Source organism: Acidovorax sp. NCPPB 3576, from assembly GCF_028473605.1.
Lineage (GTDB): Bacteria > Pseudomonadota > Gammaproteobacteria > Burkholderiales > Burkholderiaceae_C > Paracidovorax.
In genome coordinates, this window is sequence record NZ_CP097267.1 from 3,905,867 (window position 1) to 3,931,434 (window position 25,568).

Here is a 25,568-nt window from a genome sequence, read left to right on the forward strand (position 1 = left end):
TTCAGCTTGGCAACGGTGAAGGAACGGAAAGGGCGGCGGACAGCGCATCCATGCGTTCGGGCGGCAAGGCCTGCAATGCAGCCCGGTCGTACATGGCGCCCATGGCCACGACGATCTTTCTCGGGCCTTCGTAGGGGTCCCGGGCGTGGGCGGCCAGCATGTTGTCCAGCATCACCACATCGCCCTGGCGCCAGTCGAATCGCACGGCACAGGCTTCATAGGCCTCGCCCACCAGCGCCATCGTCTCGTCGCTGATCGGAGAGCCATCGCCGTAGCAGACATGCCGCGGCATCCGGTCCATCCCGACCATGGCGAGCAGGTCTTCCCGCACCTCGGGCTCCAGGCAGCTCACGTGGTGCAGTTGCACCTGGTTGAAGAACACCCGCTCGCCGGTGATCGGGTGGGCCATCACCGCCGGGCAGCGCGTGCGGGTCTGCAGCGTGTCGCCGTCCAGCCAGCGCCATTCGATTCCGGCGGCAGCCAGGCGGCTCTCCACCGCGTCCCTGCGGTCGGTCTTGTAGAAGTCCTGCCAGCTCACATCCAGGCCCGGCGTGAAGGTGCGCAGGTAAAGCAGTTCCTTGCGCTCGAACTCGTCCACTAGGTCCGCCGGCAAGCGGCGCAGCATCTCGCGGCAATCGACGATGGGCGTCGCGCCGCCCACGGGCGACGGCAGCTCGCAGAAGAACCACTGCTTGCGGGGCCAGCGCTCCAGGTGCGAGCTTTCGTTGTGGAACAGGATCATCTGGCGCTCGGGGTACGGCGTGGAGCGATAGGTGTTGCGGCCGCCTTCCTTCTTGGGCAGATCGCCATAGCTGCCGTACAGCTCGGGCTCGATGGTCTCGGCGAACGCTTCGAAGTCCTGCGGACTCTTCAAGCCCAGGTTGCGCAGCAGCAGCCCGCCGTGCTTGCGCAGCATGGACTCGATGAAGCCGCGCTGCTCCCGCGCCCAGGCGACCGGATCGAGGTCGCTGCCCGTGGCCTCGATCACCAGCGGAAACTCCCGCTGCGCCGACAGGAAGGACATGCGCACGGGCGAGCGCGCGGCAACCTCCGAGGCGGGCCGCCCTTTGCCGGTGAATTTCTTGAGTTTTTCCAGCTTGCTCGGCGCAAGCGACGAAGACGGCATCATTGAGGGCTCCTGAAAAAGAGGAAGGACAAAGCGATCAAGGGGCGCGTCGGGCGTGGCAGCCACTTGCTGTAGCAGGCTGGCCCAGGCGTCGCTGGCGCGCGCGATGGTTTCTTCGCGGTACAGGCGCCTGGCATAGACCCATTCGACGCCCAGGCCCTGGGCGTCTTCGACCACGAAGACCCCCAGGTCGAACTTGGAGGTGGCCACCGGCTGCGTCGCCACTTCGATGGCAAGGTCCGGCAAGTCGAATCGGCTTTGCGGCACGTTCTGCAGAACGAACAGCACCTGCACCAGCGGGTTGTGCTGGCGCGTTCGGGGCAGGCCGGCCAACTCCACGATCTGGTCCAGGGGCATGTCCTGGTGCTCGAAGGCGGAAAGCGTGCTGTCCTTGGTGCGCGCCAGCCACTGCAGGAAGTTCAGCCCCGGCTCCATGCGCGAGCGCAGCGGCAGCACGTTGACGAAGAAACCGATGAGGCCTTCCAGATCAGGATGATTGCGCCCCGCGACGTCGGTGCCGATGACCAGATCGTTCAAGCCGGTCTGCCGGTGCAACTGCCATTCGAACGCGGCCAGCAGCAGCGTGAAAAGCGTCGTGCGCTCCCGCAGGGCCAGGGCGCCCAGGGCATCGGCACATTCCTTGGGAATGCGCAGGCGGACCGAGCCGCCTTCGGTCGAAGCCACGGCCGGCCGTTCGTGGTCCGGCCGGGGCGAAGACAGCGCTGGCACACCGGCCAGATAGCTGCGCCAGAAGTCTGGCGCGCCGGTGCGGCCTTCGGCGAGCCGGCGGTGGTGCCAGTCGGCATAGTCGGCGTACTGGAGCGCAAGCGGCGGCAGCGGTGACGGACGGCGGTCTTTCAACGCGGCGTACAAGGCCACGAACTCCTTCACGAAAACCGCTTCGGACCAGCCGTCGAACGCGATGTGGTGCACGCACAGCAGCAGCATGTGCCGATCGCCGTCCAGCCGCAAAAGGGCCGCGGCGAACACCGGACCGGACGACAGGTCGAACGGTGCCCCCGCATGGGCGGCCAGCGCTGCCTGCACGGCGGCACGTTGCGCCGTGTCGTCGAGGCCCGACAGATCCTGCATGGGCACGGTGAGCGGGTTGGCTGGCAGGATGTGTGCGACCGGCTCGCCGTCGTCGTCCTGGCCGTAGCGGGTTCGCAGCACTTCGTGGCGGGCCACGATGGTGTCCAGGGCGCCCTGCAAGGCATCGATGTGCAGCGCTCCGGTGAGCGTCAGTGCGGCGCTCACGTTGTAAGCCGTGTTCTTCGATGAGGCGCCAGGCAACCGGTCCACCAGCCACAGGCGCTGCTGGGCCGGGGACAGCGGCATGTTCGCGCGGCGCGCCACCGGCGCCAGGGCCGGCCCGCTGGGCACAACGCGCCCGCTGCCATGCGCCACGCGGATGCCGCTCGCCATTGCCTGCAGCACGGGTTGCTCGAAAATGCGGCGCAAGGCCAGGTCCACGCCGTAGGCCTGCCGCACCCGCGAGGCGAGCTGCGCCGCCAGCAGCGAATGGCCGCCGAGCTCGAAGAAATGATCGCGCCGCCCCACTTGGGTCACGCCCAGCAGCTCGGACCACATGGCGGCCAGGGCCTCTTCGTAGGGCCCTTGTGGGGGCTCCAGGTCTCGGGCGGGCGCTGCGCCGGGGTCCGGGAGCGCTTTGCGATCCACCTTGCCGTTGCTGTTCAGCGGCAGCGCCGGCAGCACCACCACCGCGGCGGGCACCATGTAGCTGGGCAGGGTGGCCGCCAACTGCGCCACCAACGAATCCGGATCGACGGTCTGTCCGGTGGGCCCCACCACATAGGCCAGCAGCGTGGCGCCGGCCGCGCTCTCCCGCGCGACCACGACGGCTTCGCGTACTTCAGGCTGCGCAAGCAGTTGCGCCTCGATTTCGCCCAGTTCGATCCGGTAGCCCCGAATCTTCACCTGGTGGTCGATGCGCCCCAGGTATTCCAGTTGCCCATCGCTGCCCCATCGCACCAGGTCGCCCGTGCGGTACAGACGCTTGCCGCCATGCCCCGCGATGAAGCGCTCGGCCGTCAGGCCCGCACGGCCCTGGTATCCGCGCGCCAGGCCGACCCCGCTCAGGAACAGCTCCCCGGACACCCCTGCGGGTGCCTCATTCAGCGCACCATCCAGCACGTGCAGCCCGGTGGCCGCAATCGCCTGACCCAGCCGGGGCAGGCCATCGACCAAACCCGCCGTGGACCAGATGGTGGTTTCCGTGGGACCGTACATGTTCCACAACTCCACCCTCAGGCTTTGCAACGCGAGCGCCAGATCCGGCTGCAAGGCCTCGCCGCCGCACAAGCCACGGATACGGCGCTCTGCCGTGGGCCGCCAGCCGCTCGCCAGCAGAAAGCGCCATCCCGCGGGCGTGGCCTGGAATGCGGTGGCGCCGCAGTCTTCGATCAACCGGGCCAGCGCCGAGGCGTCGCGCGTGACCTCGCGGGAGGCCAGCACGAGCCGCGCACCGGTGACGAGTGGCAGATAGACCTCCAGCGCGGCGATGTCGAAGGACAGCGAAGTCGCCGCCACCAGCACGTCGTCCGCCCCCAGGCCGGGCTGCTCCTGCATGCTGCGCAGGAAATGGCCCAGGGCTTCGTGCCGCACCATCACGCCCTTGGGCAGCCCCGTGGAACCCGAGGTGTAGATGACATAGGCCAGGTGATCGCCGTGTAGTGGCACCAAAAGATCGCGCTCGGATTCGACCGCCAGATCGGCCGGGTCGTACTCCAGTACGGGCAAGGCATCGGCATGCGGCACGCGGGCCCGCACGTCCGGCTGGGTCAGCAGCCAGCCCATGCCACTGTCGGCCACCATGTGGGCCAGCCGCTGGGCAGGCAATTGCGGGTCGAGCGGGACGTACGCCCCCCCCGCCTTGAGCACCGCCAGCAACGCGACGACCATGGCCGCGGACCGTTCCATGGCGATGCCGACCCGGCTGTCAGGGCGCACTCCGTGGCGAATCAGGCGATGCGCCAACTGGTTGGCACGCCGGTTCAGCGCGTCGTAGCTCAGTTGCTCGCCTCCCGCCACCAGTGCGATGGATTGCGGATGGGACTGCACCTGCTGCTCGAACAGGCGATGCACGGGCAGGAAGGCACCGTATCGCCGCTCGTTCGTTCCCCACTGCATGAGTTGCTGGCGTTCTGCATCCGCCTGCACCTTCACTTCACAGACTCGGGTGTCGGGCGCAGTGGCCAACGCGCCAACCAGGCCTTCCAGGGCTGTTCTCATCCAACTGCACAGGCGCTGTGCATCGACCCGCCGATCCACCTTGGCCGTCAGCGTGAAGCCTGTGCCCTGGTCGTCCACCGACAGCTCCAGCGGGTAATTGGTGCGCTCTTCGCTGCCAAGCCATTCCATGCCATCCCAGATGGGGCTTTGCGGCCCCTCGGCAGGCGGGCTGTAGCGGTAGTTGAGCAATGCCGAGAACAGCGGGGTGTTGCCCGTGAGGGCGCTGCAGCGCTGCGCCAGGGCCAGGCTGGCATGTTCGTGGTGCAGCAGGTCGGTCAGCGCGCGATGCGTCTGCGCAATGCAGGTGCCGACGGTTTGCGCACCGAGCCGCACACGCAGGGGCAGTGTGTTGATGAACAGGCCCAGGGCACGGTCCGCGCCGGTGCCACCCTGCATGCGGCCGAACAGCACGGTGCCGAAGACCACGTCGTCCTTGCCGGTGGCTTGGGCCAGAACCATTCCCCATGCCAGGTGGAACAGCGTGGCCGCACTGACGCCGTGGCGCTGGGCTTGCGCCCGCAGCCGGGAGGCCAGGCCCGCCTCCAGCAGCAGGCCTGCCTGCGCGAGCTGGGTGCCATCGCCCTGTACGTCGTGCAGTCCGAACGGTGCGGTGGGCTCATCCACATCGCCCAGCATGGTGCGAAAGAACGCCTCATGGTCGGCTTGGCCGTTGGCACGGCGCGCTTGCGCCACGAACTGCCGGAACGGCACGCAAGGCCCCAACTCATGCGACCTGCCTTGCTGGATCAGCGTGATCTCCTGGATGATCAGCTCCAGTGTGGTGTGGTCCAGCACGAGATGATGGCTGGGCAGTTGCAGCAGCCAACGGTCGGCCGGTGCGTCGTGCGCGGCCACTGCGTGGATCATGGGTGCGCGGCGCACATCGATGCGGTGGCGAGCGGGGTCCACCTGTGCGGCCAGCCGTTCCGCGATGGCGGGCTGCAGCACTGCGGTGCCGGCGTCGTCTTGGGCCGTATCCAGCCATTGCAACTGCAGCGGCGCATGGCGGTACACCACCTGAACGGGCTCGGGCAGGCCGTCCCACAGCACGGCCGTGCGAAGAATGTCGTGGCGCTCGATGACTTGGTTGAAGCTGGCGATGAAGCGCTCCAGCCGCTCCCGGCTGTCGAAACCGAGCGCATGCAGCGTGATGTACGCATCGCCCTCGCTTTGCAGGCGGTGGTGGAACAGCATGCCATCCTGCAAGGGCGCCAGGGGATAGATGTCCTGAATGTTGCGCACGCCGCCCGGTACTTGCGCTGCAATCTGCTGGATGTGCGTGGCCTCCAACGCGATGAGGGGCAGCATCTCCGGGTGGATTTCCGTGGCGTCGGCTGGAATGCCATTGGGAGGAACCACGGCCTCTTGAGGTGCCTGCTCCTGCACCAGGGCCTGGGCAAAATCCGCCAGCTCCGGGTGCTGGAACAAGGTGCGTACCTGTACCGGCCAGCCCTTTTGGCGCACCTGTTCAAGAATGCGCAACGCCACCAGGGAGTGCCCCCCGATCTCGAAGAAGTTGTCATTGCGCCCCACGCGCTCCAGCCCCAGCACCTGCGCCCAGATCTGCGCCAGCGCCTGCTCCACCTCCCCCCGCGGTGGCTCGTACTCCCGCGTCCCCAAGCCTTCTTGCTCCCCCGCCCCCGCCGTCGCCAGCTGCCCCAGCGCCTTGCGGTCCACCTTGCCGTTCCCGTTCAGCGGCAACCCCTCTCCCACCACCACCAGCGCCCCCGGCACCATGTACTCCGGCAACGCCTGCCCCAGCCGCTTTCTCAGCTCCCCGATGTCGATCCCCTGCCCCCCCTGCGGCGACAGGTACGCCACCAGCCTCGCCCCGCTCTCTCGCTCCTGCACCAGCACCACCGCCTCCCTCACCTCGGGCTGCGCCAGCAACTGCGCCTCGATCTCCCCCAGCTCGATCCGGAACCCCCGGATCTTCACCTGGTGGTCGATCCGCCCCAGGTATTCCAGCTCTCCTTCCTGGCTCCAGCGCACCCGGTCTCCCGTGCGGTACAGCCGTTGGCCTCCCTCCGCTGCGATGAAGCGCTGCGCGGTGAGGGCCGCCTGCGCGAGGTATCCCCGCGCCAGTCCCTCGCCCGCCACGTACAGCTCTCCCGCCAGCCCGATGGGCACCGGCTGCAGCGAGCCGTCCAGCACGCGCAGCCCCAGGTCCGGGATGGCCACGCCCACCGGGCTGCGCGCAGCTTCCAGGTCGGCACGCTTCACGGGCCGGTAGGTGACGTGCACGGTGGTCTCGGTGATGCCGTACATGTTGATGAGCTGCAGCTGCGCATCGCCCCAGTGGTCGATCCATTTCCTGAGCCGCTGCGGCTCCAGGGCTTCGCCACCGAAGATGACGCAGCGCAGCGCCAGCCCGCTCTCGTAGGCCTCTCGCTGCTCCATGAGCTGCCCGAAGGCTGAGGGGGTCTGGTTGAGCACGGTGACCTGCTGCTCGCGCAGCAGCTGCACGAAGTCCTGCGGCGAGCGGCTGACCCAGTACGGCACGATGACGAGCCGCCCCCCCGTGCACAGGGCCCCGAAGATCTCCCACACGGAGAAGTCGAAGGCGTAGGAGTGGAACAGGGTCCAGGTGTCCTCAGGCCCGAAGCGGAACCACGGCTGGGTGGCATCCAGCAGCCGCGTGGCGTTGCGGTGGCTCAGTTGCGCGCCCTTGGGGCGCCCAGTGGAGCCGGAGGTGTAAATGACGTAGGCGAGCCCTTCGGGGTGCACGGCAAGGCCGGGGTTGCTCCCGGCCTCGCTCTGCCAATCCAGGGTGTCCAGCTCCACGGTGGGCAGGCCTTCGGCCCAGGCGAGCGATTCGCTCAGGGCGCTGTGGGTGAGCACCAGGGCGACGGCGCTGTCCTGGGCCATGTAGGCCAGGCGGTCTGCCGGGTATTGCGGGTCCAGGGGCACGTAGGCGCCCCCGGCCTTGAGGATGGCGAGCATGCCTACGATGGTCTCCAGGCTCCGCTCCACGGCCAGGCCCACCCGGACCTCCGGGCCCACGCCGCGGCCGATGAGGTGGTGGGCCAGCTGGTTGGCCTGGCGGTTGAGCTGCCCGTAGCTCAGCTGGCGATCGCCCAGCACCAGCGCGATGGCAGCCGGGTGCGCCTTCGCATGGCGCTCTATCCGCGCATGCAGGGACCCTTCCCCCATCGGCTCAGACACCACCCCAGGCTCTCCCCACCCCTGAACACGCAATCGCTCCACCGCATCCAACAGATCCAGCTCTCCCACCGCTTGCGCAGGCTGCTGCGTCAACGCCCGCAAAACAGTCTGGTACTGGCGGGCCATGCGCTCGATGGTTCCAGGATCGAACAGTTCGGACGCGTAATTGAACGCTGCATGGATGCGCCCATCGGCGTGCTCACGAATGTCCAGCGTCAGCTCGAACTGCGCTGCCTGCCCCCCGATTTCATAGGTCTGCAGCGAGAGTCCAGGCAGTTGGGCGAGCGCATCGAAATCGCCACGCTGGTGGTTGAACATCACCTGGAACAGCGGGTGGTGGTCCAGGCTGCGGTCGGCGCCCAGCGCTTGCACCAGTTGCTCGAACGGAAGATCCTGGTGCGTCTGGGCTCCCAGCGCGGACTCCTGCACACGGGCCAGCACGGACTGCAGGCTGGCGCGTTCGTCTATCACGGCACGCATCACCAACGTATTCACGAAGAAGCCGACGATGCCCTCCGTCTCCACCCGGTGGCGATTGGCAAGGGGCACGCCGACGCGGATATCGCCCTGTCCCGTGCACCGCTGCAGCAGGATCTGCCATGCAGCCAGCAGCACCATGAACGGCGTCCCGCCGCAGGCCTGAGCGCAGCGTTGCACATCCCGCGCCAGATCGGGTGCCAGGTCGATGCCGTGCCGCGCCGTGCGGTAGCGGCCATCGGCCCGCCGGGCATGGTCGGCCGGCAACTGCAGCACCGGCTGATCGCCTCCGAGCTGCTGGGTCCAGTAGGCCAGTTGCCGCTCCATTTCGCCGGCCTCCAGCCAGTGCTTTTGCCAGGCGGCGTAATCCGCGTACTGGATGGGCAAAGGGGGGGAAGTGCCGGAATCGCCAGACAGGCTCGCACGGTAGTGCGCAACGAATTCGTCCACGATCACCTGCAGCGAAGCACCGTCGGACACGATGTGGTGCATGACCACCACCATCACATGCTCGTCCTGTGCCAGGCGGATCAGCCCCGCGCGAAACAGCGGCCCGGTGGTGAGATCGAAAGGCGTGTCGCACAGGCGCTGAACCTCGGCGAGCGCAGTAGCGTCCCTTATTGCCACCGGCTGCGCCGTCAGATCCACCGCCCGCCAATCGAACGGCATCGCGTTGCCGATCACTTGCTCCACCTCGCCCTGCATCCCGGTGCGAAAGACCGTTCGCAGCGCCTCGTGGCGCTCCACCAGCGCGGCAAAGCTGCTTTGCACTGCGGCTTCGTCCAGCGAACCATGCAACCGCAATGCAGCGCTGATGTGGTATGCCGTGCTGTGCGGGTCCATCTGCCAAAGAAACCACTGGCGAAGCTGGGCATACGACAGCGGAGCGCGCTCTTGCAACGCGGCATCGCGCGCCAGGATCGGGAACTGGCTGGGGCTCAAACCCTCTGCACGGATTTTTTGGTAGACGACGCGGCGTTGCTCGGCGGTCAACCGCGAAAAACGTTCGGCGATGCGGCGGGTGGCAACGGCTTCCATCAGAGGGTCTCCATGCTGTCAATCAATGCGTCGATATCCGACAGGGCCTGAGCTCCAGGCCGGTGGCCCTGTGTTTGCGCAAGCGAGGCAGCCATGTCCCGCAGCACCGGGGACTGGAAGACCTGGCGGATCGTGAGTTCGGTGTGCATCAGGTCCTGCACGCGGGCGACCAGACGGGTGGAAAGCAGCGAGTGACCGCCCAGTTCGAAGAAGTGGTCGTTGCGCCCCACGCGCTGCACGCCCAGCACCTCCACCCAGATCCCCGCCAGCGCCTCCTCGATCTCCCCTCTCGGCGCCTCGTAGCCCTGCGTTCCTCCAAACTGCGCCCTCGGCAACGCCTTCCTGTCCACCTTGCCATTGGCATTCAGCGGCAGCCCCTGCACCACCACCACCGCCCCCGGCACCATGTAGTCCGGCAGTGCCTTGCCCAGCCTCTCCCTGAGCCAGGCCGCGTCGATCGAGATCGGATCGTTGTCTTCTGCGCGTTCGCCATGCAGGCCCACGTACGCCACCAGCCGACCCTCCTGCTCCACCACCACCGCCTCCCGCACCTCCGCCTGCGCCAGCAACTGCGCCTCGATCTCCCCCAGCTCGATCCGCAGCCCCCGGATCTTCACCTGGTGGTCCAGCCTCCCCAGGTAATCCAGCTGGCCCTGCGCATTCCAGCGCACCAGGTCTCCCGTTCGGTACAGCCTCTGGCCGTCCTGCCCCGCAACGAACCGCTCTGCCGTCAGGCCCGCCCTGCCCAGATAGCCCCGCGCCAGGCTGATGCCCCCCAGGTACAGCTCCCCCGCCACGCCCTGCGGCACCGGGTTCAGCTGGCCATCCAGCACCCACGCCTGCGTGCCCGAGATCGGCCGCCCTATCGGCACCTGCGTGCCCCCGTCATCCCGGCACTGCCACTGCGTGACATCGATCGCCGCTTCGGTGGGGCCGTACAGGTTGTACAAAGAGGCTGGGGGCCAGAGCCGCAATGCGGCGTTCTGCGTTTGCGCTGGCAAGGCTTCTCCGCTGCAGACGATGCGACGCAGGCTGGTGCAGGCGGCAGCGCCGTCATAGGCCAGGAAGGCCTGCAGCATGGAGGGCACGAAATGCACCGTGCTCACCGCATGGTGCTGGATCAGCGCAGCCAGCCGGGCCGGCTCGCGGTGCTCTCCCGGGCCCGCCACCACCAGCCTCGCGCCCTGCATCAGGGGCCAGAAGAACTCCCACACCGAGACGTCGAAGCCGAACGGGGTTTTCTGCAGCACGGTGTCATGTCCACTCAGCCCATAGGCCTGCTGCATCCAGGCGAGCCGGTTGTGCAGTGCGGCATGCCGGATGGCGGCGCCCTTGGGCCGCCCGGTGGAGCCAGAGGTGTAGATGACGTAGGCCAGGTTCTCGCCATGCAGCGCCACCTGGGGGTCGTGCTCGGGCTCGTCGGTCCACTGCACCGTGTCCAGCTCCAGCACCTGCAGGCCGGCGGTCTCGGGCACCTTCCCCCGCTGCTGGCTCTGCGTGAGCAGCAGGCCGATGCCGCTGTCCTGCACCATGTAGGCCAGCCGCTCCTGCGGGTACTCCGGGTCCAGCGGTACATACGCCCCACCGGCCTTCAGGATGCCCAGCAACCCAACGACCATCTCGGTGCTGCGTTCCACCAGGATGCCCACCCGCGTCTCGGGCTTCACCCCCAGCTCGATCAGCCGGTGCGCCAGCCGGTTCGCACGGGCGTTGAGCTGGCCGTAGCTCAGGGCCTCCTGGCCGAACACCAAAGCGGGGGCATCGGGCTGCGCAGCCGCATGGCGCTCGAACAACCCGTGTACCGGCACCGGCGTGCCGTGGCCCTGGCGGTTGTCGCCCCACGCCGCCAGCTGGGCTTGCTCTGCAGCGCCCAGCAACGCCACATCGCCCACCGCCTGCCCAGGACAATCCGCCAGCGCCCGCAGCAACGCAACGTAGTGCTCCGCCATCCGCTCCACTGTCTTCGCATCGAACAGCTCCGAGGCATAGATGAACTGGGCGCGGACCCGTCCATCCGCCTCTTCCGTGGTACTGAGCGTCAACTCGAACTGCGCCGCGCCATCCAGCAAAGGCTGGTCCTTCAACACCAGGTCGGGCAAATTCCGCAACGAATCCAAACCATTGCGCTGGTGATTGAACAGGACCTGGAACAGGGGGCTGACGCCTAGGCTGCGGTCGGGCTGCAGCGCCTCCACCAATTGCTCGAAGGGCAGGTCCTGGTGTGCCTGGGCACCGTGGGCCGCCTGTTTGGCAGCGGACAGCACTTCACCGAGGGGCGTACGCCCATCGAACTGCCCGCGCAGCACCTGCGTGTTCACGAAGAATCCGATCAAGCCCTGCGTCTCGGCCCGGTCGCGGTTGGCAATGGGCACGCCCACCCGGATGTCGTGCAGGCCGGTATGGCGATGCAGCAGTGCCTGGAAACCCGCCAGCAGGGCAACGAACAACGTGGCCTCCTGCGATCGCACACGGCGCTGCAGGGTGCTGACAAGCGACTGGGGAAGCTCGATCTCGCAAAGCGCGGCGTGGTACTGGCCGTCCGCACGACGAACATGGTCGGTGGGCAGCTGCAGCACAGGATGTTCATCGCCCAGCTGCTTTTTCCAGTACGCGAGCTGCCGAACTTTCTCGCCCGCATCCAGCCACTGCCGTTGCCATGCCGCATAGTCGGCGTATTGGATGGGCAGGGGTTCCAACGGAAGCATCCGGCCTTGCACGCGTTCCCGGTATCGGGCCACGAATTCATCCACCAGCACCTGCATGGACCAGCCGTCGGAGACGATGTGATGCATCGCCACGACGAGCCAATGCTCGCGCTCGCCGAGGCGGATCAACCCGACCCGCAGCAACGGCCCCGTACCGAGATCGAAGGGTGTTTGGCTGATGCGCTGGGCCGCCTGTTGCGCACGATGCGGCCGATCTGCCTGCGCAACGGTGCGCAGGTCTGTCATTTCCAGCGCGAACCGGGAATGCGCTTGAACCACCTGCTCTGCCGTGCCGTCAGGATGCGAGCGAAACACGGTGCGCAAGGCCTCGTGCCGTTCGATCAGATCGGTGAAGCTCGCGCTCAGCATCTCGCTGTCCAGTGCGCCCTGCAATTGCAAGGCTCCACTGATGTGGTAGGCCGTACTCTTCGGGTCCATCTGCCAGAGGAACCATTGGCGAAGCTGGGCAGATGACAGCGCGAGAGGACCGCGGCGTTCTTCGGCGCTCAGTGCCGTGATGCGCCCCCCCTGCGGATCTGCCGACGTGGTTGCCGCCTGCGCGGCAGCAACTGCCTGGGCCAGGCCGGACAACCGTTGGTGCGCGAACACCTGCCGTGGCCCCAGGGGCATTCCCAGCGCACGGGCCCGTGCGCATACCTTGAGACTCAGGATCGAATCTCCGCCCAGTTCGAAGAAGTGGTCGTTGCGCCCCACGCGCTGCACGCCCAGCACCTCCACCCAGATCCCCGCCAGCGCCTCCTCGATCTCCCCTCTCGGCGCCTCGTAGCCCTGCGTTCCTCCAAACTGCGCCCTCGGCAACGCCTTCCTGTCCACCTTGCCATTGGCATTCAGCGGCAGCCCCTGCACCACCACCACCGCCCCCGGCACCATGTAGTCCGGCAGTGCCTTGCCCAGCCTCTCCCTGAGCCAGGCCGCGTCGATCGAGATCGGATCGTTGTCTTCTGCGCGTTCGCCATGCAGGCCCACGTACGCCACCAGCCGACCCTCCTGCTCCACCACCACCGCCTCCCGCACCTCCGCCTGCGCCAGCAACTGCGCCTCGATCTCCCCCAGCTCGATCCGCAGCCCCCGGATCTTCACCTGGTGGTCCAGCCTCCCCAGGTAATCCAGCTGGCCCTGCGCATTCCAGCGCACCAGGTCTCCCGTTCGGTACAGCCTCTGGCCGTCCTGCCCCGCAACGAACCGCTCTGCCGTCAGGCCCGCCCTGCCCAGGTAGCCCCGCGCCAGGCTGATTCCCCCCAGGTACAGCTCCCCCGCCACGCCCTGCGGCACCGGGTTCAGCTGGCCATCCAGCACCCACGCCTGCGTGCCCGAGATCGGCCGACCTATCGGCACCTGCGTGCCCCCTTCCTCCCGGCACTGCCACTGCGTGACGTGGATGGTGGTTTCCGTCGGGCCGTACAGGTTCTGCAGCGAGGCGCCTTGCAGCCGCTGCAGCGCCTCGCCCTGGGTGGCCGCAGGCATGGCCTCGCCCCCGCAGATGATGTAGCGCAGCCGCGTCTGGTGCTCGATGCCTTCGTGCGCCAGGAAGGCCTGCAGCATGGAGGGCACGAAGTTCAAGGTGGTGATCTGGTGCTGCCGGATGAGCTGCACGAGCCGCTCGGGGTCTCTCTGGTCCCCGGGTTGGGCCACGACCAGCCGCACGCCGGTGGTCAAGGGCCAGAAGGTCTCCCACACCGACACGTCGAACCCGAACGGGGCCTTGTGCAGCACGGTGTCGGTTGCATTGAGCGCGTAGGTCTGCTGCATCCAGGCCATGCAGCTATGGAGCGCGCTGTGGCGGATGGCGGCGCCCTTGGGCCGCCCGGTGGAGCCAGAGGTGTAGATGACGTAGGCCAGGTTCTCGCCATGCAGCGCCACCTGGGGGTCGTGCTCGGGCTCGTCGGTCCACTGCACCGTGTCCAGCTCCAGCACCTGCAGGCCGGCGGTCTCGGGCACCTTCCCCCGCTGCTGGCTCTGCGTGAGCAGCAGGCCGATGCCGCTGTCCTGCACCATGTAGGCCAGCCGCTCCTGCGGGTACTCCGGGTCCAGCGGTACATACGCCCCACCGGCCTTCAGGATGCCCAGCAACCCAACGACCATCTCGGTGCTGCGTTCCACCAGGATGCCCACCCGCGTCTCGGGCTTCACCCCCAGCTCGATCAGCCGGTGCGCCAGCCGGTTCGCACGGGCGTTGAGCTGGCCGTAGCTCAGGGCCTCCTGGCCGAACACCAAAGCGGGGGCATCGGGCTGCGCAGCCGCATGGCGCTCGAACAACCCGTGTACCGGCACCGGCGTGCCGTGGCCCTGGCGGTTGTCGCCCCACGCCGCCAGCTGGGCTTGCTCTGCAGCGCCCAGCAACGCCACATCGCCCACCGCCTGCCCAGGACAATCCGCCAGCGCCCGCAGCAAGGCAACGTAGTGCTCCGCCATCCGCTCCACCGTCTTCGCATCGAACAGCTCCGAGGCGTAGAGGAAAGACACCTCCACCTGACCGGCTCCGGTTTCACAGGTCTGCAGCGTCAGCTCGAACTGAGCCGCCTCTTCGTCGAAATCAAGCCGATCCACCGCGACACCAGGCCAATCGGCCAATGAGCGGTGGTCCCGGCGCAGATGATTGAACATGACCTGGAACAACGGGCTGGTGCTCAGGCTGCGCTCGGGCCGCAAGGCAGCCACCAAATGCTCGAAAGGCAGGTCCTGGTGCGTCTGGGCACCGATGGCGGTATCGCGCGTCTGCTCCAGCACCGCAGCCCAATCCATGCGGCCATCCAGTCGGGCTCCCAAGACCTGGGTGTTGACGAAAAACCCCACCAACCCGGCCGTTTCCGCCCGGTTGCGATTGGCCACCGGAACACCCACACGGATATCGGCTTGCCCGGTATGGCGCTGCAGCAGCACAAAGAAGCCACTGAGTAGCGCCATGAACAAGGTCGCGCCCTTGGCTTGTGCAGCTTGCCGCAACGCCAGCACCAGCACCTCGGGCAATACCAGTCGGTAATGGGCGGCGCGGTAACGGCCATCGCTGCGGCGAGGGCGGTCGGTAGGCAGGGACAGCGCGGGTTGCTCTTCGCCCAACTGAGTGCGCCACCAGGCCAGTTGCCGTTCGCTCTCGCCGCTGGCCAGCCATTGCGCCTGCCAGACGGCATAGTCGGCGTACTGGATGGGCAATGCAGGCAATGCGGGCACCTGGCCCTGTACACGGGCGGCATACTGCAAGGCCAGTTCGTCGAGGATGACCTGCACCGACCACCCGTCCGAAATGATGTGGTGCATCACCACCAACAACTCGAATACCTGCGTGTCCCGCTGAAGCAGCAGCACCCGCATCAAAGGCCCCTGCCCCAGATCGAAAGACGTGCTGCGCAATGCCTGCACGGCGTGGCTTCGGCGGGCTTCCAGCACTTCGGGCGTTAGACCGCGCAAATCCAGGCAAGGCAGATCGAGCGGCGCTGCGGGCTGCACGCTGGGCTCGGCGCTGCCATCGGCCGCCTCCACGAACACCGTGCGCAGCGATTCGTGGCGCGCAACCAAGTCCTGCAGGCTGGCAGCGAGAGCCTGGCGATCCAGCGCGCCGGTCAGGCGAAGGCCGCCGCTCACGTGATAAGCGGTACTGGCGGGATCGAGCCGCCAAAGAAACCACATCCGCTGCTGCGCCGCCGATAGAACGGCTCGCCCATGTGCGCTGCGCACACCGATGGCTTGCAGGGACGGCCCAGCGGGCGCATCCGCCTGCACCGTGCCGCGCAGCCGCTGCTGCAGTTGCGCGCGCTGCGCTGGCGTCAGGCCCGCACGGCGGGCAGAGATATCTTGGGTTTCGAGCATGGGTCGGTTTGAAAACGGTGTGTTCAGGCAGCGGCAGGCAATGGACGGGATGCGTCAACGCTGGCGTCGGCAGCAGCCGCGCTGCGTTCGATGTCGTCGATCAGGCGGGTTTCCACCAGCAGCGCCAGAGCGCCCAGCGTGGGCGCCTTGAAGAAGGCGGCGGGGTGCAACTCCACCGCATAGGCCTTGCGCACCCTGGCAAGCAGCTGGATGGCCAGAAGGGAGTCGCCGCCCAGTTCGAACAGGTTGTCGTGCACGCCGATACGGCTCATGCCCAGCATGTCCTGCCACACCTCGGCCAAGGCCGACTCCAGGTCACCGTCGGGCGCCACATAGGGTGTTTGCAGCGAAGGCCGCGGATGCCGGTTGCGGCCAGCGGCGGCGACCGGCGTGGCCTCCAGCAACTCCAGCATGCCGTTGTCGATATCGCCGAGGCGCTGCGCCAGATCGGTGGTGGAGATCACCACCTGGGCGTGCGCCGGGCCATTGACGATGCGCTCCAGGGCTCGCGCACCCTCCGGGCCGTCCATGCCCACCCCCGGTGGCAGGACCAAGCCGGCAGCCATGCCCAGGTCACGCCAGGCATCCCAGTTGACCGAGACCACCGGACAGCGTGACGTGCGCTGCTCCAGCGCGGCCACCGCGTCCAGATAGGCATTGGCCGCGGCATAGTCGCTCATGCCCAATCCGCCGGCCATGCTCGATATCGAAGAGCACAGCAGCACGAAATCGAGCGGCTCGCCGCGCACTGCAGCCAGCAGAGCCTGTGTGCCTCGCAGCTTCGGGGCGAAAACCTCATGGGCCGCTGCGGCGCTGCGCTGGCCGATCATGCCGCTGTTGGCATGGCCGGCCGCGTGGATGACGCCGTTCACCGCACCGAACCGCTGGCGCGCCTGGGCGACGGCCGCTTGCATCTGCGCGGCATCGGCCACATCGGCGGACAGGGTGAGCACGTCGCCCCCCAATGTCCTCAGCTCCAGCAACTGCGCCAGCTTTTGGTGCAATGCGGGTGGCTGGGAGGGATCTGCCACCAAGGTATCCCACTGGTCGGGCGCTGGCATGGGGGAGCGTCCCAGCAAAACGAGGCGGGCCTGCCAATGCTCGGCCAGGTGCCTTGCCACTGCCAGGCCCACGCCGCCCAGTCCCCCGGTGATGAGATAGATCCCTTCACGACGAAAGCGCGTGGTGCCGCGTGCTTTCGCATCTGTCTGCGGATGCGGGAAGGGCTCGTAGGCGAGGCGCCAAACCTTGCGCCCACGGTAGACCCGCAGCGGGTCGTCGCGGCGTTGCTGCGCGTCGGCCACCAGCTGGCGTGCCAGCCAAGCGGTTGCGTCGCCGCCTGCAGGGGTCACCACATCCGTCGCGCGGCAATCGATGTGCGGATACTCCTGCCCGATCACTTTGCACAACGCGACCAACATGGCTTTCTCAGGGCACAGTGCATCGATGCCCGACACGTCCGCCATCTGGTTGGCGACCACCCGCAGTGCGAGGGGTTGCTCACGCCCCGAGGCCGCATCTTGCAGCGCCTGCACGAGGGCGAGCAGGCTGAAATACCCGCGCTCCAGGGCGGCATCGGATGGCGGGACAACAGCATCCAGCGCCCAGAGATGGTGAATTTCCACCACTGGCCCATGCGCGGCCTGCACGCGTGCCAGCAGTTGCGCGTGGTCTGCCCGGTGGGTAATCCGCAAGACATGGTGCAGCGGGCCGATCGGATGGCTGGCCGAACCGGCCTCCACCAGCACCACGGCATGCCCGGTTGCGGAGCGCTGCCGCAGCGCCTGCAGCAGGCTCTCGCAGAGGTCGCTGCGGTCACCGAACACCAGCGTGCACGCGCCGGCACGGGCCTCGGCCACCACCGCGTCGGGCGGAGCAATCGACTTCCACTCAGGCATGTAGAACGATTCGCCGGCCAGATCGGGCGCGAGCGCCGAAGCCTGCCCGCCCACCGCGGCATCCACCCAGTAGCGTCGGCGCTGGAACGCATAGCCCGGCAACGGCAAGCGCCGGCGTTGCCCTGCCGGATGGCATGCCGCCCAGTCGATCGACACCCCTGTGCACCAAAGCCCTGCCAGGGCCTGCGCCATGTGGCGTTCGTTGTGCGCCTGCTGCTGCGGATGGGCCTGGCTGGACCAGATGCCCGCCGCCGTGTGCGCCAATGGGTGCTGGCGCGCCAGGCCGGACAACGTTTCGCCGGGCCCCACCTCCAGCAGCACACGGCCCGGGGTGCGGAGAATCACCTCCAGCCCATCAGAGAAACGCACGGTGCCGCGCAGGTGCTGAGCCCAGTAGGCCGGATCGGTCGCCTGCTCGGCTGTGATCGGCTGGCCGGTAACGTTCGAAAGAAACGCGATTTGGGGAGCGTGGCGTGGCACGGCGCCCACCGCCTGCTGCAGCGCAACGGCAATGCCTTCGGTCATGGCGGAATGCGACGCCACTTCGACATGCAGACGGCGCGGCATGAGCTGGCGCGCAAGCAAGGCCTGCTCGGCCGCTTCCACCGCTTTCACGGGCCCGGCGAGAACGCACAACTGTGCGCCATTGACCGCTGCAATATCGCAGCCCGCCGCCACGAAGGGCGCCAGCTCTGCCTCGGGCAGTGCGATGGCGGTCATGGCCCCGGCCGGCATCGACTGCATGAGCCGCCCGCGCAAGGCGACCAACTGCAGCGCATCCTCCAGCGAAAAAACGCCCGCCAGGCAGGCTGCCACATACTCGCCCAGGCTATGGCCCAACAACAGGCTGGGCCGCACGCCGCGCGACATCCACAGCCGGGCGAGCGCGTATTCGACGACGAACAGCGCAGGCTGCGTGAACTCGATGCGTGCGAGCCGGGCATCGGCCTGTGCCTCTATGCCAGCCGCCGGATAGAGCAAGGCCAGCAGGTCCAGTCCTTCGGCTCGGCGCAGGGTCTCGCAGCAACGATCGACCTCCTGGCGGAACACGGGCTCGCTGCGGTACAGAGCCAACCCCATGTTGGCGTGCTGCGTGCCACCGCCCGGCAGCAGGAAGGCCACTTCGGGCGGCACGTCGGACGCACGGGTCGCGAACCCCGGATCACCATCGGCTTGCAAAAGCGACTGCGACGCCAAGGCGATGTTGTCACCCACGATGGCCGTTCGCAGGGGCAATGAACGGCGGCCCGTCTGCAACGTGAAGGCCACGTCGGCCAGAGAGGTGCCAGCATGGGCGCCGAGGTGATCGCCCAGGGCCTGCGCGCCCTGCCGCAGCGCCTGGGGACTCTGCGCAGACAGCGGCAGGACGTGCCAGCCCGACGCCGCGACGGAACGCGTCGGCAAAGCAGGCGCCTCTTCCAGAACGACGTGCACGTTGGTGCCACCGATGCCGAAGGAACTGACCCCCGCGCGGCGTGGCACACCGGCCCGCGGCCAGGGCCGTGCGCTGGCACTGACATAAAAGGGACTGCCGGAAAAATCGATGGCCGGGTTCGGCTGCTCGAAGTGCAGGCTGGGCGGAAGGGTCTGGTGCTTGAGGGCCAGCACCGCGCGGATCAATCCCGCCACGCCTGCGGCGGCGTCCAGGTGGCCGATGTGGGTCTTGGCCGACCCCAGGGCGCAAAAGCCCTCGCGCTCGGTATCGGCCCGAAAAGCCTGGGTCAGCGCAGCGACCTCGATCGGGTCGCCCAGCAAGGTGCCCGTGCCATGGGCCTCCACATAGCCGATGGTGTCGGCCGCCACGCCTGCGATCAACTGGGCAGCGCGGATCACCTCGGCCTGTCCGTTCACGCTGGGCGCGGTGAACCCGACTTTGTCCGCGCCGTCGTTGTTCATGGCGGAGCCCTTGATCACCGCGTGAACGGTGTCGCCATCCCGCAGGGCATCCTCCAGGCGCTTGAGCGCCACGATGCCGCAGCCGCTGCCGATCACCGTGCCGGCGGCGCGGGCGTCGAAAGCGCGGCAGTGCCCATCGGGCGAGAGAATGGCCCCGGCCTGGTAACGGTAGCCATCCTCCTGCAGCAGGTTGAGCCACACCCCGCCCGCCAGGGCCATGTCGCAGTCGTGGCCGAGAAGCGCCTGGCAGGCGGTGTGCACCGCCACGAGCGAGGTCGAGCAGGCCGTCTGCACCGTCACGGCGGGCCCGCGAAGATCGAGCTTGTAGGCCACACGCGTGCACAGCGAACTGCCGGCATTGGCGCTGAGCAGGCCCAGCAACTCGGCGATGCCCGTGTCCTTGCCAAGGCCGAAGGCGGGCAGCAGATGCCGGATCAGGTACAGGTGCGGCCCCTCGCCCGCATACACGCCCACCTTGCCCGGCCAACGCTGGGCATCGCAACCCGCGTGTTCCAGTGCGGTCCAGGCGCATTCCAGGAAAACACGTTGCTGGGGGTCCAGTTGCTCGGCTTCGCGCGGCGTGTAGCCGAAGAGTCCGGCGTCGAACTGATCGGCGCCTTTGAACGGCACGCCGGCCTTGACGTAGTCGGGATCGTCCAGCAGAGCCTGCGGCACTCCGCGCTGGCGCAGTTCCTCGTCGCTGAAACGCTGCACGGCTTCCGTGCCCGTCTTGATCTGGTGCCAGAAGGCATCCACATCATCGGCCCCGGGAAAGCGTCCGGCCATACCAACGATAGCGATCTCGATGCCGGTCCATTCCGGCGGGGTATTTGTATGCGGCATCAGTTCACTCTTTCTGCGGATTGACGGCGCTGAAGCAGGGCCGCACGCTGGCGCAAGGCGCGATGGTCGGCCTGCGCGGCTCCGGCGGCGGGCTCCGCGCCTTGATGGATTCGTCGGGCCAGGGCCTCGACCGTGGGGTACTGGAAAAGCTGGACCAGGGGCAGGCTGATCTGGCAGCGCGATTGGAGCAGCCGGTGCACGCGCACCAGCAGCAGGGAATGGCCACCGATGTCGAAGAAGTGGTCGTTGCGCCCCACGCGCTGCACGCCCAGCACTTGCGCCCAGATCCCCGCCAGCGCCTCCTCGATCTCCCCTCTCGGCGCCTCGTAGCCCTGCGTTCCTCCAAACTGCGCCCTCGGCAACGCCTTCCTGTCCACCTTGCCATTGGCGTTCAGCGGCAGCCCCTGCACCACCACCACCGCCCCCGGCACCATGTAGTCCGGCAGTGCCTTGCCCAGCCTCTCCCTGAGCCAGGCCGCGTCGATCGAGATCGGATCGTTGTCTTCTGCGCGTTCGCCATGCAGGCCCACGTACGCCACCAGCCGACCCTCCTGCTCCACCACCACCGCCTCCCGCACCTCCGCCTGCGCCAGCAACTGCGCCTCGATCTCCCCCAGCTCGATCCGCAGCCCCCGGATCTTCACCTGGTGGTCCAGCCTCCCCAGGTAATCCAGCTGGCCCTGCGCATTCCAGCGCACCAGGTCTCCCGTTCGGTACAGCCTCTGGCCGTCCTGCCCCGCAACGAACCGCTCTGCCGTCAGGCCCGCCCTGCCCAGGTAGCCCCGCGCCAGGCTGATTCCCCCCAGGTACAGCTCCCCCGCCACGCCCTGCGGCACCGGGTTCAGCTGGCCATCCAGCACCCACGCCTGCGTGCCCGAGATCGGCCGACCTATCGGCACCTGCGTGCCCCCTTCCTCCCGGCACTGCCACTGCGTGACGTGGATGGTGGTTTCCGTCGGGCCGTACAGGTTCTGCAGCGAGGCGCCTTGCAGCCGCTGCAGCGCCTCGCCCTGGGTGGCCGCAGGCATGGCCTCGCCCCCGCAGATGATGTAGCGCAGCCGCGTCTGGTGCTCGATGCCTTCGTGCGCCAGGAAGGCCTGCAGCATGGAGGGCACGAAGTTCAAGGTGGTGATCTGGTGCTGCCGGATGAGCTGCACGAGCCGCTCGGGGTCTCTCTGGTCCCCGGGTTGGGCCACGACCAGCCGCACGCCGGTGGTCAAGGGCCAGAAGGTCTCCCACACCGACACGTCGAACCCGAACGGGGCCTTGTGCAGCACGGTGTCGGTTGCATTGAGCGCGTAGGTCTGCTGCATCCAGGCCATGCAGCTATGGAGCGCGCTGTGGCGGATGGCGGCGCCCTTGGGCCGCCCGGTGGAGCCAGAGGTGTAGATGACGTAGGCCAGGTTCTCGCCATGCAGCGCCACCTGGGGGTCGTGCTCGGGCTCGTCGGTCCACTGCACCGTGTCCAGCTCCAGCACCTGCAGGCCGGCGGTCTCGGGCACCTTCCCCCGCTGCTGGCTCTGCGTGAGCAGCAGGCCGATGCCGCTGTCCTGCACCATGTAGGCCAGCCGCTCCTGCGGGTACTCCGGGTCCAGCGGTACATACGCCCCACCGGCCTTCAGGATGCCCAGCAACCCAACGACCATCTCGGTGCTGCGTTCCACCAGGATGCCCACCCGCGTCTCGGGCTTCACCCCCAGCTCGATCAGCCGGTGCGCCAGCCGGTTCGCACGGGCGTTGAGCTGGCCGTAGCTCAGGGCCTCCTGGCCGAACACCAAAGCGGGGGCATCGGGCTGCGCAGCCGCATGGCGCTCGAACAACCCGTGTACCGGCACCGGCGTGCCGTGGCCCTGGCGGTTGTCGCCCCACGCCGCCAGCTGGGCTTGCTCTGCAGCGCCCAGCAACGCCACATCGCCCACCGCCTGCCCAGGACAATCCGCCAGCGCCCGCAGCAACGCAACGTAGTGCTCCGCCATCCGCTCCACCGTCTTCGCATCGAACAGCTCCGAGGCGTAGAGGATGCCGAGCGAAAGCTGCCCATCCGCCCGCTCACGCGACTCCAGCACCCATTCGAATTGCGCCTCACCTTCCGGCAAGGCGTGTTCGTGCACCGTGACGCCGGGAATCCGCTCGAATGCCCGGCAGTCTTCGAAAACATGGTTGAAGAGCAGCTGGAACAGCGGGTTCTGTCCAGCGCTGCGCTCCGGCTTCAGTGCCTCGACGAGTTGGTCGAAAGGCAGGTCCTGGTGGTCATGCGCACCCAGCATGGATTCGCGCGCGCCGGCCAACAAGCGCTCCAGCGGCATGCCGGCCTGCACCCCGTTGCGCAACACGACGGTGTTGACCAACAGGCCAACCAAACCCTGCGTCCCTGGCCGGTGCCGGCCAGCCACGGGAACGCCGATGCGGATGTCCTCCATCCCGGTGTAGCGATGCGCCAGCGCCTGCAGCGCCGCCAGCAGCACCGTGAACAGGCTGGTGCCTTGGGCCTGCGCCCGCTGGCGCAAGGCGGCCAGCAATTGCGCCGGCAACGCAAACCCATGGCGTGCCGCGCGATAGCGGCCCTGGGGCTGGCGCGGATGGTCGGTCTGCAAGGTCAGCACAGGGTGCACATCGCCCAGTTGCTCGCGCCACCATGCCAATTGGCGCAGACCCTCACCCTCCTGCAGCCACGCACTGTGCGAAACAGCGTAGTCGGCATAGTGGAGCCCATCGGTCTCATCCGCGGGCATGTCGCTTCCCGACAGCGCCGCGGCACAGTGCGCCGCCAAAGCATCCAGCAGCAGCAGCATGGACGCCGCATCGGACACGATGTGGTGCATGACCAGTACGACGATCTGCGACGTGTCGGTGAGGCGGATCAGCGCCAGGCGCCAGAGGGGACCCTGCCCGAGATCGAAGGGCTCGGTCTTCCACTGCAGGGTCTGCTCGTCGATGCGCAGCCGTTGCTCGCCGCCGGGCAAGCCACTCAGGTCTGCCACGGAAACCATGGGGCGCAAGGCAGGATGTATCCATTGCTGCGGTGTTCCGTCGGCATCGGCGCGAAACACGGTGCGCAGCGATTCATGCCGTGCGGCCAGGGCCTCGGCGGCCGCCTGCAGCACTGCCGCCGGCAGATGGTCACCATCCAGCCGCAAGGCCGCCGCGACGTGGTAGGCCGCACTGCGGGGCGCCAATTGCCACAGGAACCACTGGCGCGCCTGCGCGGCCGACAAAGGCAACCCTTGCGAGCGCTGCCCGGCAGGCAAAGACGTGACGCGAAAAGGCGGCATCACCCCCTTCGACAAGCGCTGCCGCGCCTGAACCGTGGCGGCCCCGTCGGCCAATCGCGGTTGCTCGAAGAAATCCCGCAGCGTGAAGTCGATGTCCCAATGCGTGGCCACACGCACTGCGGCCTGCACCGCCAGCAGGGAGTTGCCGCCGATCGCAAAAAAATGCGTGTCGCGCGCGATAGGCCGGTCCGATGGCCATTGCAGCACCTCACGCCATATCTTCGCCAGGGCCTGCTCGGTATCAGAAAGCGTGTCTGCGCGCTCTTGGGCAGCAGCCTGCCCTTGCACCACTGCGCCGTATTCCCATACCGCATAGGCGTCCAGCGTCTTTGCCTCCCACCCTTTTCGGCAAGCCTGACGCTGGAGCTTTCCGCTGGAGGTCTTTGGCAAAGCCCCGGGGTTGAGCAGCACGACCACCGACAGGCCCTGCCCGAACACTTCGCTGACGGCGGCCGAAAGCGCTTCAGCCAGCGCATGGGCGGGCACGAGCTTTTGCAGGCTGCGCGATACCTCTGCGGCCACGCCGATGCCCTCTCCTTCCGGGCCCGATACCGCGAAGGCAGCGACCCGTCCTTTGCGCACCACGTCCACGCTGCCTTCGATGGTGCGTTCGATGTCCTGCGGATACAGGTTGTGCCCACGCAGGATGATCAGGTCCTTGATGCGGCCGGTCACATACAGCTGCTGCCCATGCAGAAAGCCGAGATCGCCCGTGCGCAGCCAACGGCGGCCCTCGCGTTTGACAAACGTGGCTGCCGTTTCTTCCGGCTTGCCCCAATAGCCTGCACAGATGCTCGGGCCTGCGGCCCATATCTCGCCGACCTGGCCTGCGCCCTGCTCTGCGAGAGTGGCTGGCTCGACGATCATGAGCGTGTGCCCCGGCACGGCCGTGCCGCAGGCGACCAGTGGCCAGCCGTTGCTGCCTGCGCCTTCGGCACATTGCCCCACGCCCTGCGCGAGCCGCTCGCTGTCGAAATGGTTCGCCACCATGCCGGCGCCCCGTTGGCTGCCCGTGACGAAGAGCGTCCCTTCGGCCAAGCCGTAGCAGGCATACACGGCCTGCGCCGAAAAGCCTGCCGGGGCAAAGCGTTCGCAGAACCCGAGTTCGGTGTCCGCACGCACCGGCTCGGCGCCGGTGTAGGCCACCCGCCAGCACGATAGGTCAAGGGTGGCCATCTGCGGCTCGGTGACGCGCTCCGTGCACAGCCGGTAGGCAAAATCGGGCCCGCCGCTCAGCGTGGCGCGATGGCGGGAAATCAGCTCCAGCCAACGCACCGGGCGCTCCAGAAAATACCTCGGCGACGTGAGCACCAAAGGGGCACCGCTGTAGAGCGGCTGCAGCAGGCCGCCGATCAGGCCCATGTCGTGATAAAGCGGGGCCCACGAAACGAAACGGTCCTGCGGCCCGATTTCCATGCGCTCGCGGATGGCGCGCTCATTGGCCATCAGGTTGCCGTGCGTGACCATCACCCCCTTGGGGGCAGAGGTCGATCCCGAGGTGTATTGCAAAAAGGCCACATCGTCATCGGCAGGCAAGAACGGGCGCCACGCCTCTGCCAAGTCCAGATCCAACATATCCACCGCGATCGCCTTGGCGTGGGTGAAGCCTTGCTCGGCCGAAGCCATCAGCATCAAAAGCGCCGAAGAGGTGAGCACGCATGCAGCCTGGGAGTCGGCGGCGATACCCATCAAACGGGCCAGGTGCTGAGGCCGCAGGGACTCCGGCGGAAACACGGGCACGGCGATCACACCGCAGTAGAAGCAAGCCAGCATGCTCGCGGCATAGTGCTCGTCGTTGTCGAGCATGACCAGGGCCCGCTCACCCGGCGCGCACTGCTGCTGCAGCCGCGCCGCCAGGGCACGCGTGTGCCGCTCGAAGGCGGCATAGGTGAAGGCACGCTCCACCGGCTGCCCCTCGGACTCGCCAGCGACGGTGAGCCACACCTCATCCGGCCGTGTCCGGGCCAGGGTTTGCAGGTGCTCCACGAAATTCCTTGGCGCCGGTTCGTTCCGGCCGCCGGATGTTGTCAAGCCTGTCATGTGTCCATTCCCATGTTTGGTTGGCCCTTTT

At 67.7% G+C, this 25,568-nt stretch carries 4 protein-coding genes; all 4 read right to left on the bottom strand.

Going from position 1 to position 25,568, the window contains the following annotated elements:
- Nucleotide 1: 1 nt before the first annotated feature.
- Genes M5C98_RS17910 through M5C98_RS17925 form a run of 4 tightly spaced genes read right to left on the bottom strand, consistent with a single transcriptional unit; the run spans nucleotide 2 to nucleotide 25,537 of the window.
- Nucleotides 2–9,058 carry a non-ribosomal peptide synthetase gene (locus tag M5C98_RS17910; RefSeq protein ID WP_272548808.1) on the bottom strand — a complete coding sequence of 3,019 codons (9,057 nt, stop codon included), beginning with the start codon at nucleotides 9,056–9,058 and terminating at the stop codon, nucleotides 2–4.
- Nucleotides 9,058–15,588, bottom strand: coding sequence for a non-ribosomal peptide synthetase (locus M5C98_RS17915; protein WP_272548809.1), 6,531 nt, complete (start codon nucleotides 15,586–15,588; stop codon nucleotides 9,058–9,060). The genes M5C98_RS17910 and M5C98_RS17915 overlap by 1 nt, the downstream gene beginning before the upstream one ends.
- 23 nt (nucleotides 15,589–15,611) lie before the next feature.
- A complete protein-coding gene (locus M5C98_RS17920) occupies nucleotides 15,612–20,225 on the bottom strand; it encodes a type I polyketide synthase (protein WP_272548810.1) in 4,614 nt (1,537 codons plus the stop codon).
- On the bottom strand, nucleotides 20,225–25,537 hold the full coding sequence (locus M5C98_RS17925) for a non-ribosomal peptide synthetase (protein WP_272548811.1): 5,313 nt from the start codon (nucleotides 25,535–25,537) through the stop codon (nucleotides 20,225–20,227). Before M5C98_RS17925 ends, M5C98_RS17920 begins: the two co-directional genes overlap by 1 nt.
- Nucleotides 25,538–25,568 lie beyond the last annotated feature (31 nt).

What these genes read in the sequence shown, in the direction of transcription:
- M5C98_RS17910 (WP_272548808.1), bottom strand. Translation starts at nt 9,058, where the DNA reads ATGGAAGCCGTTGCCACCCGCCGCATCGCCGAACGTTTTTCGCGGTTG.
- M5C98_RS17915 (WP_272548809.1), bottom strand. Translation starts at nt 15,588, where the DNA reads ATGCTCGAAACCCAAGATATCTCTGCCCGCCGTGCGGGCCTGACGCCA.
- M5C98_RS17920 (WP_272548810.1), bottom strand. Translation starts at nt 20,225, where the DNA reads ATGCCGCATACAAATACCCCGCCGGAATGGACCGGCATCGAGATCGCT.
- M5C98_RS17925 (WP_272548811.1), bottom strand. Translation starts at nt 25,537, where the DNA reads ATGACAGGCTTGACAACATCCGGCGGCCGGAACGAACCGGCGCCAAGG.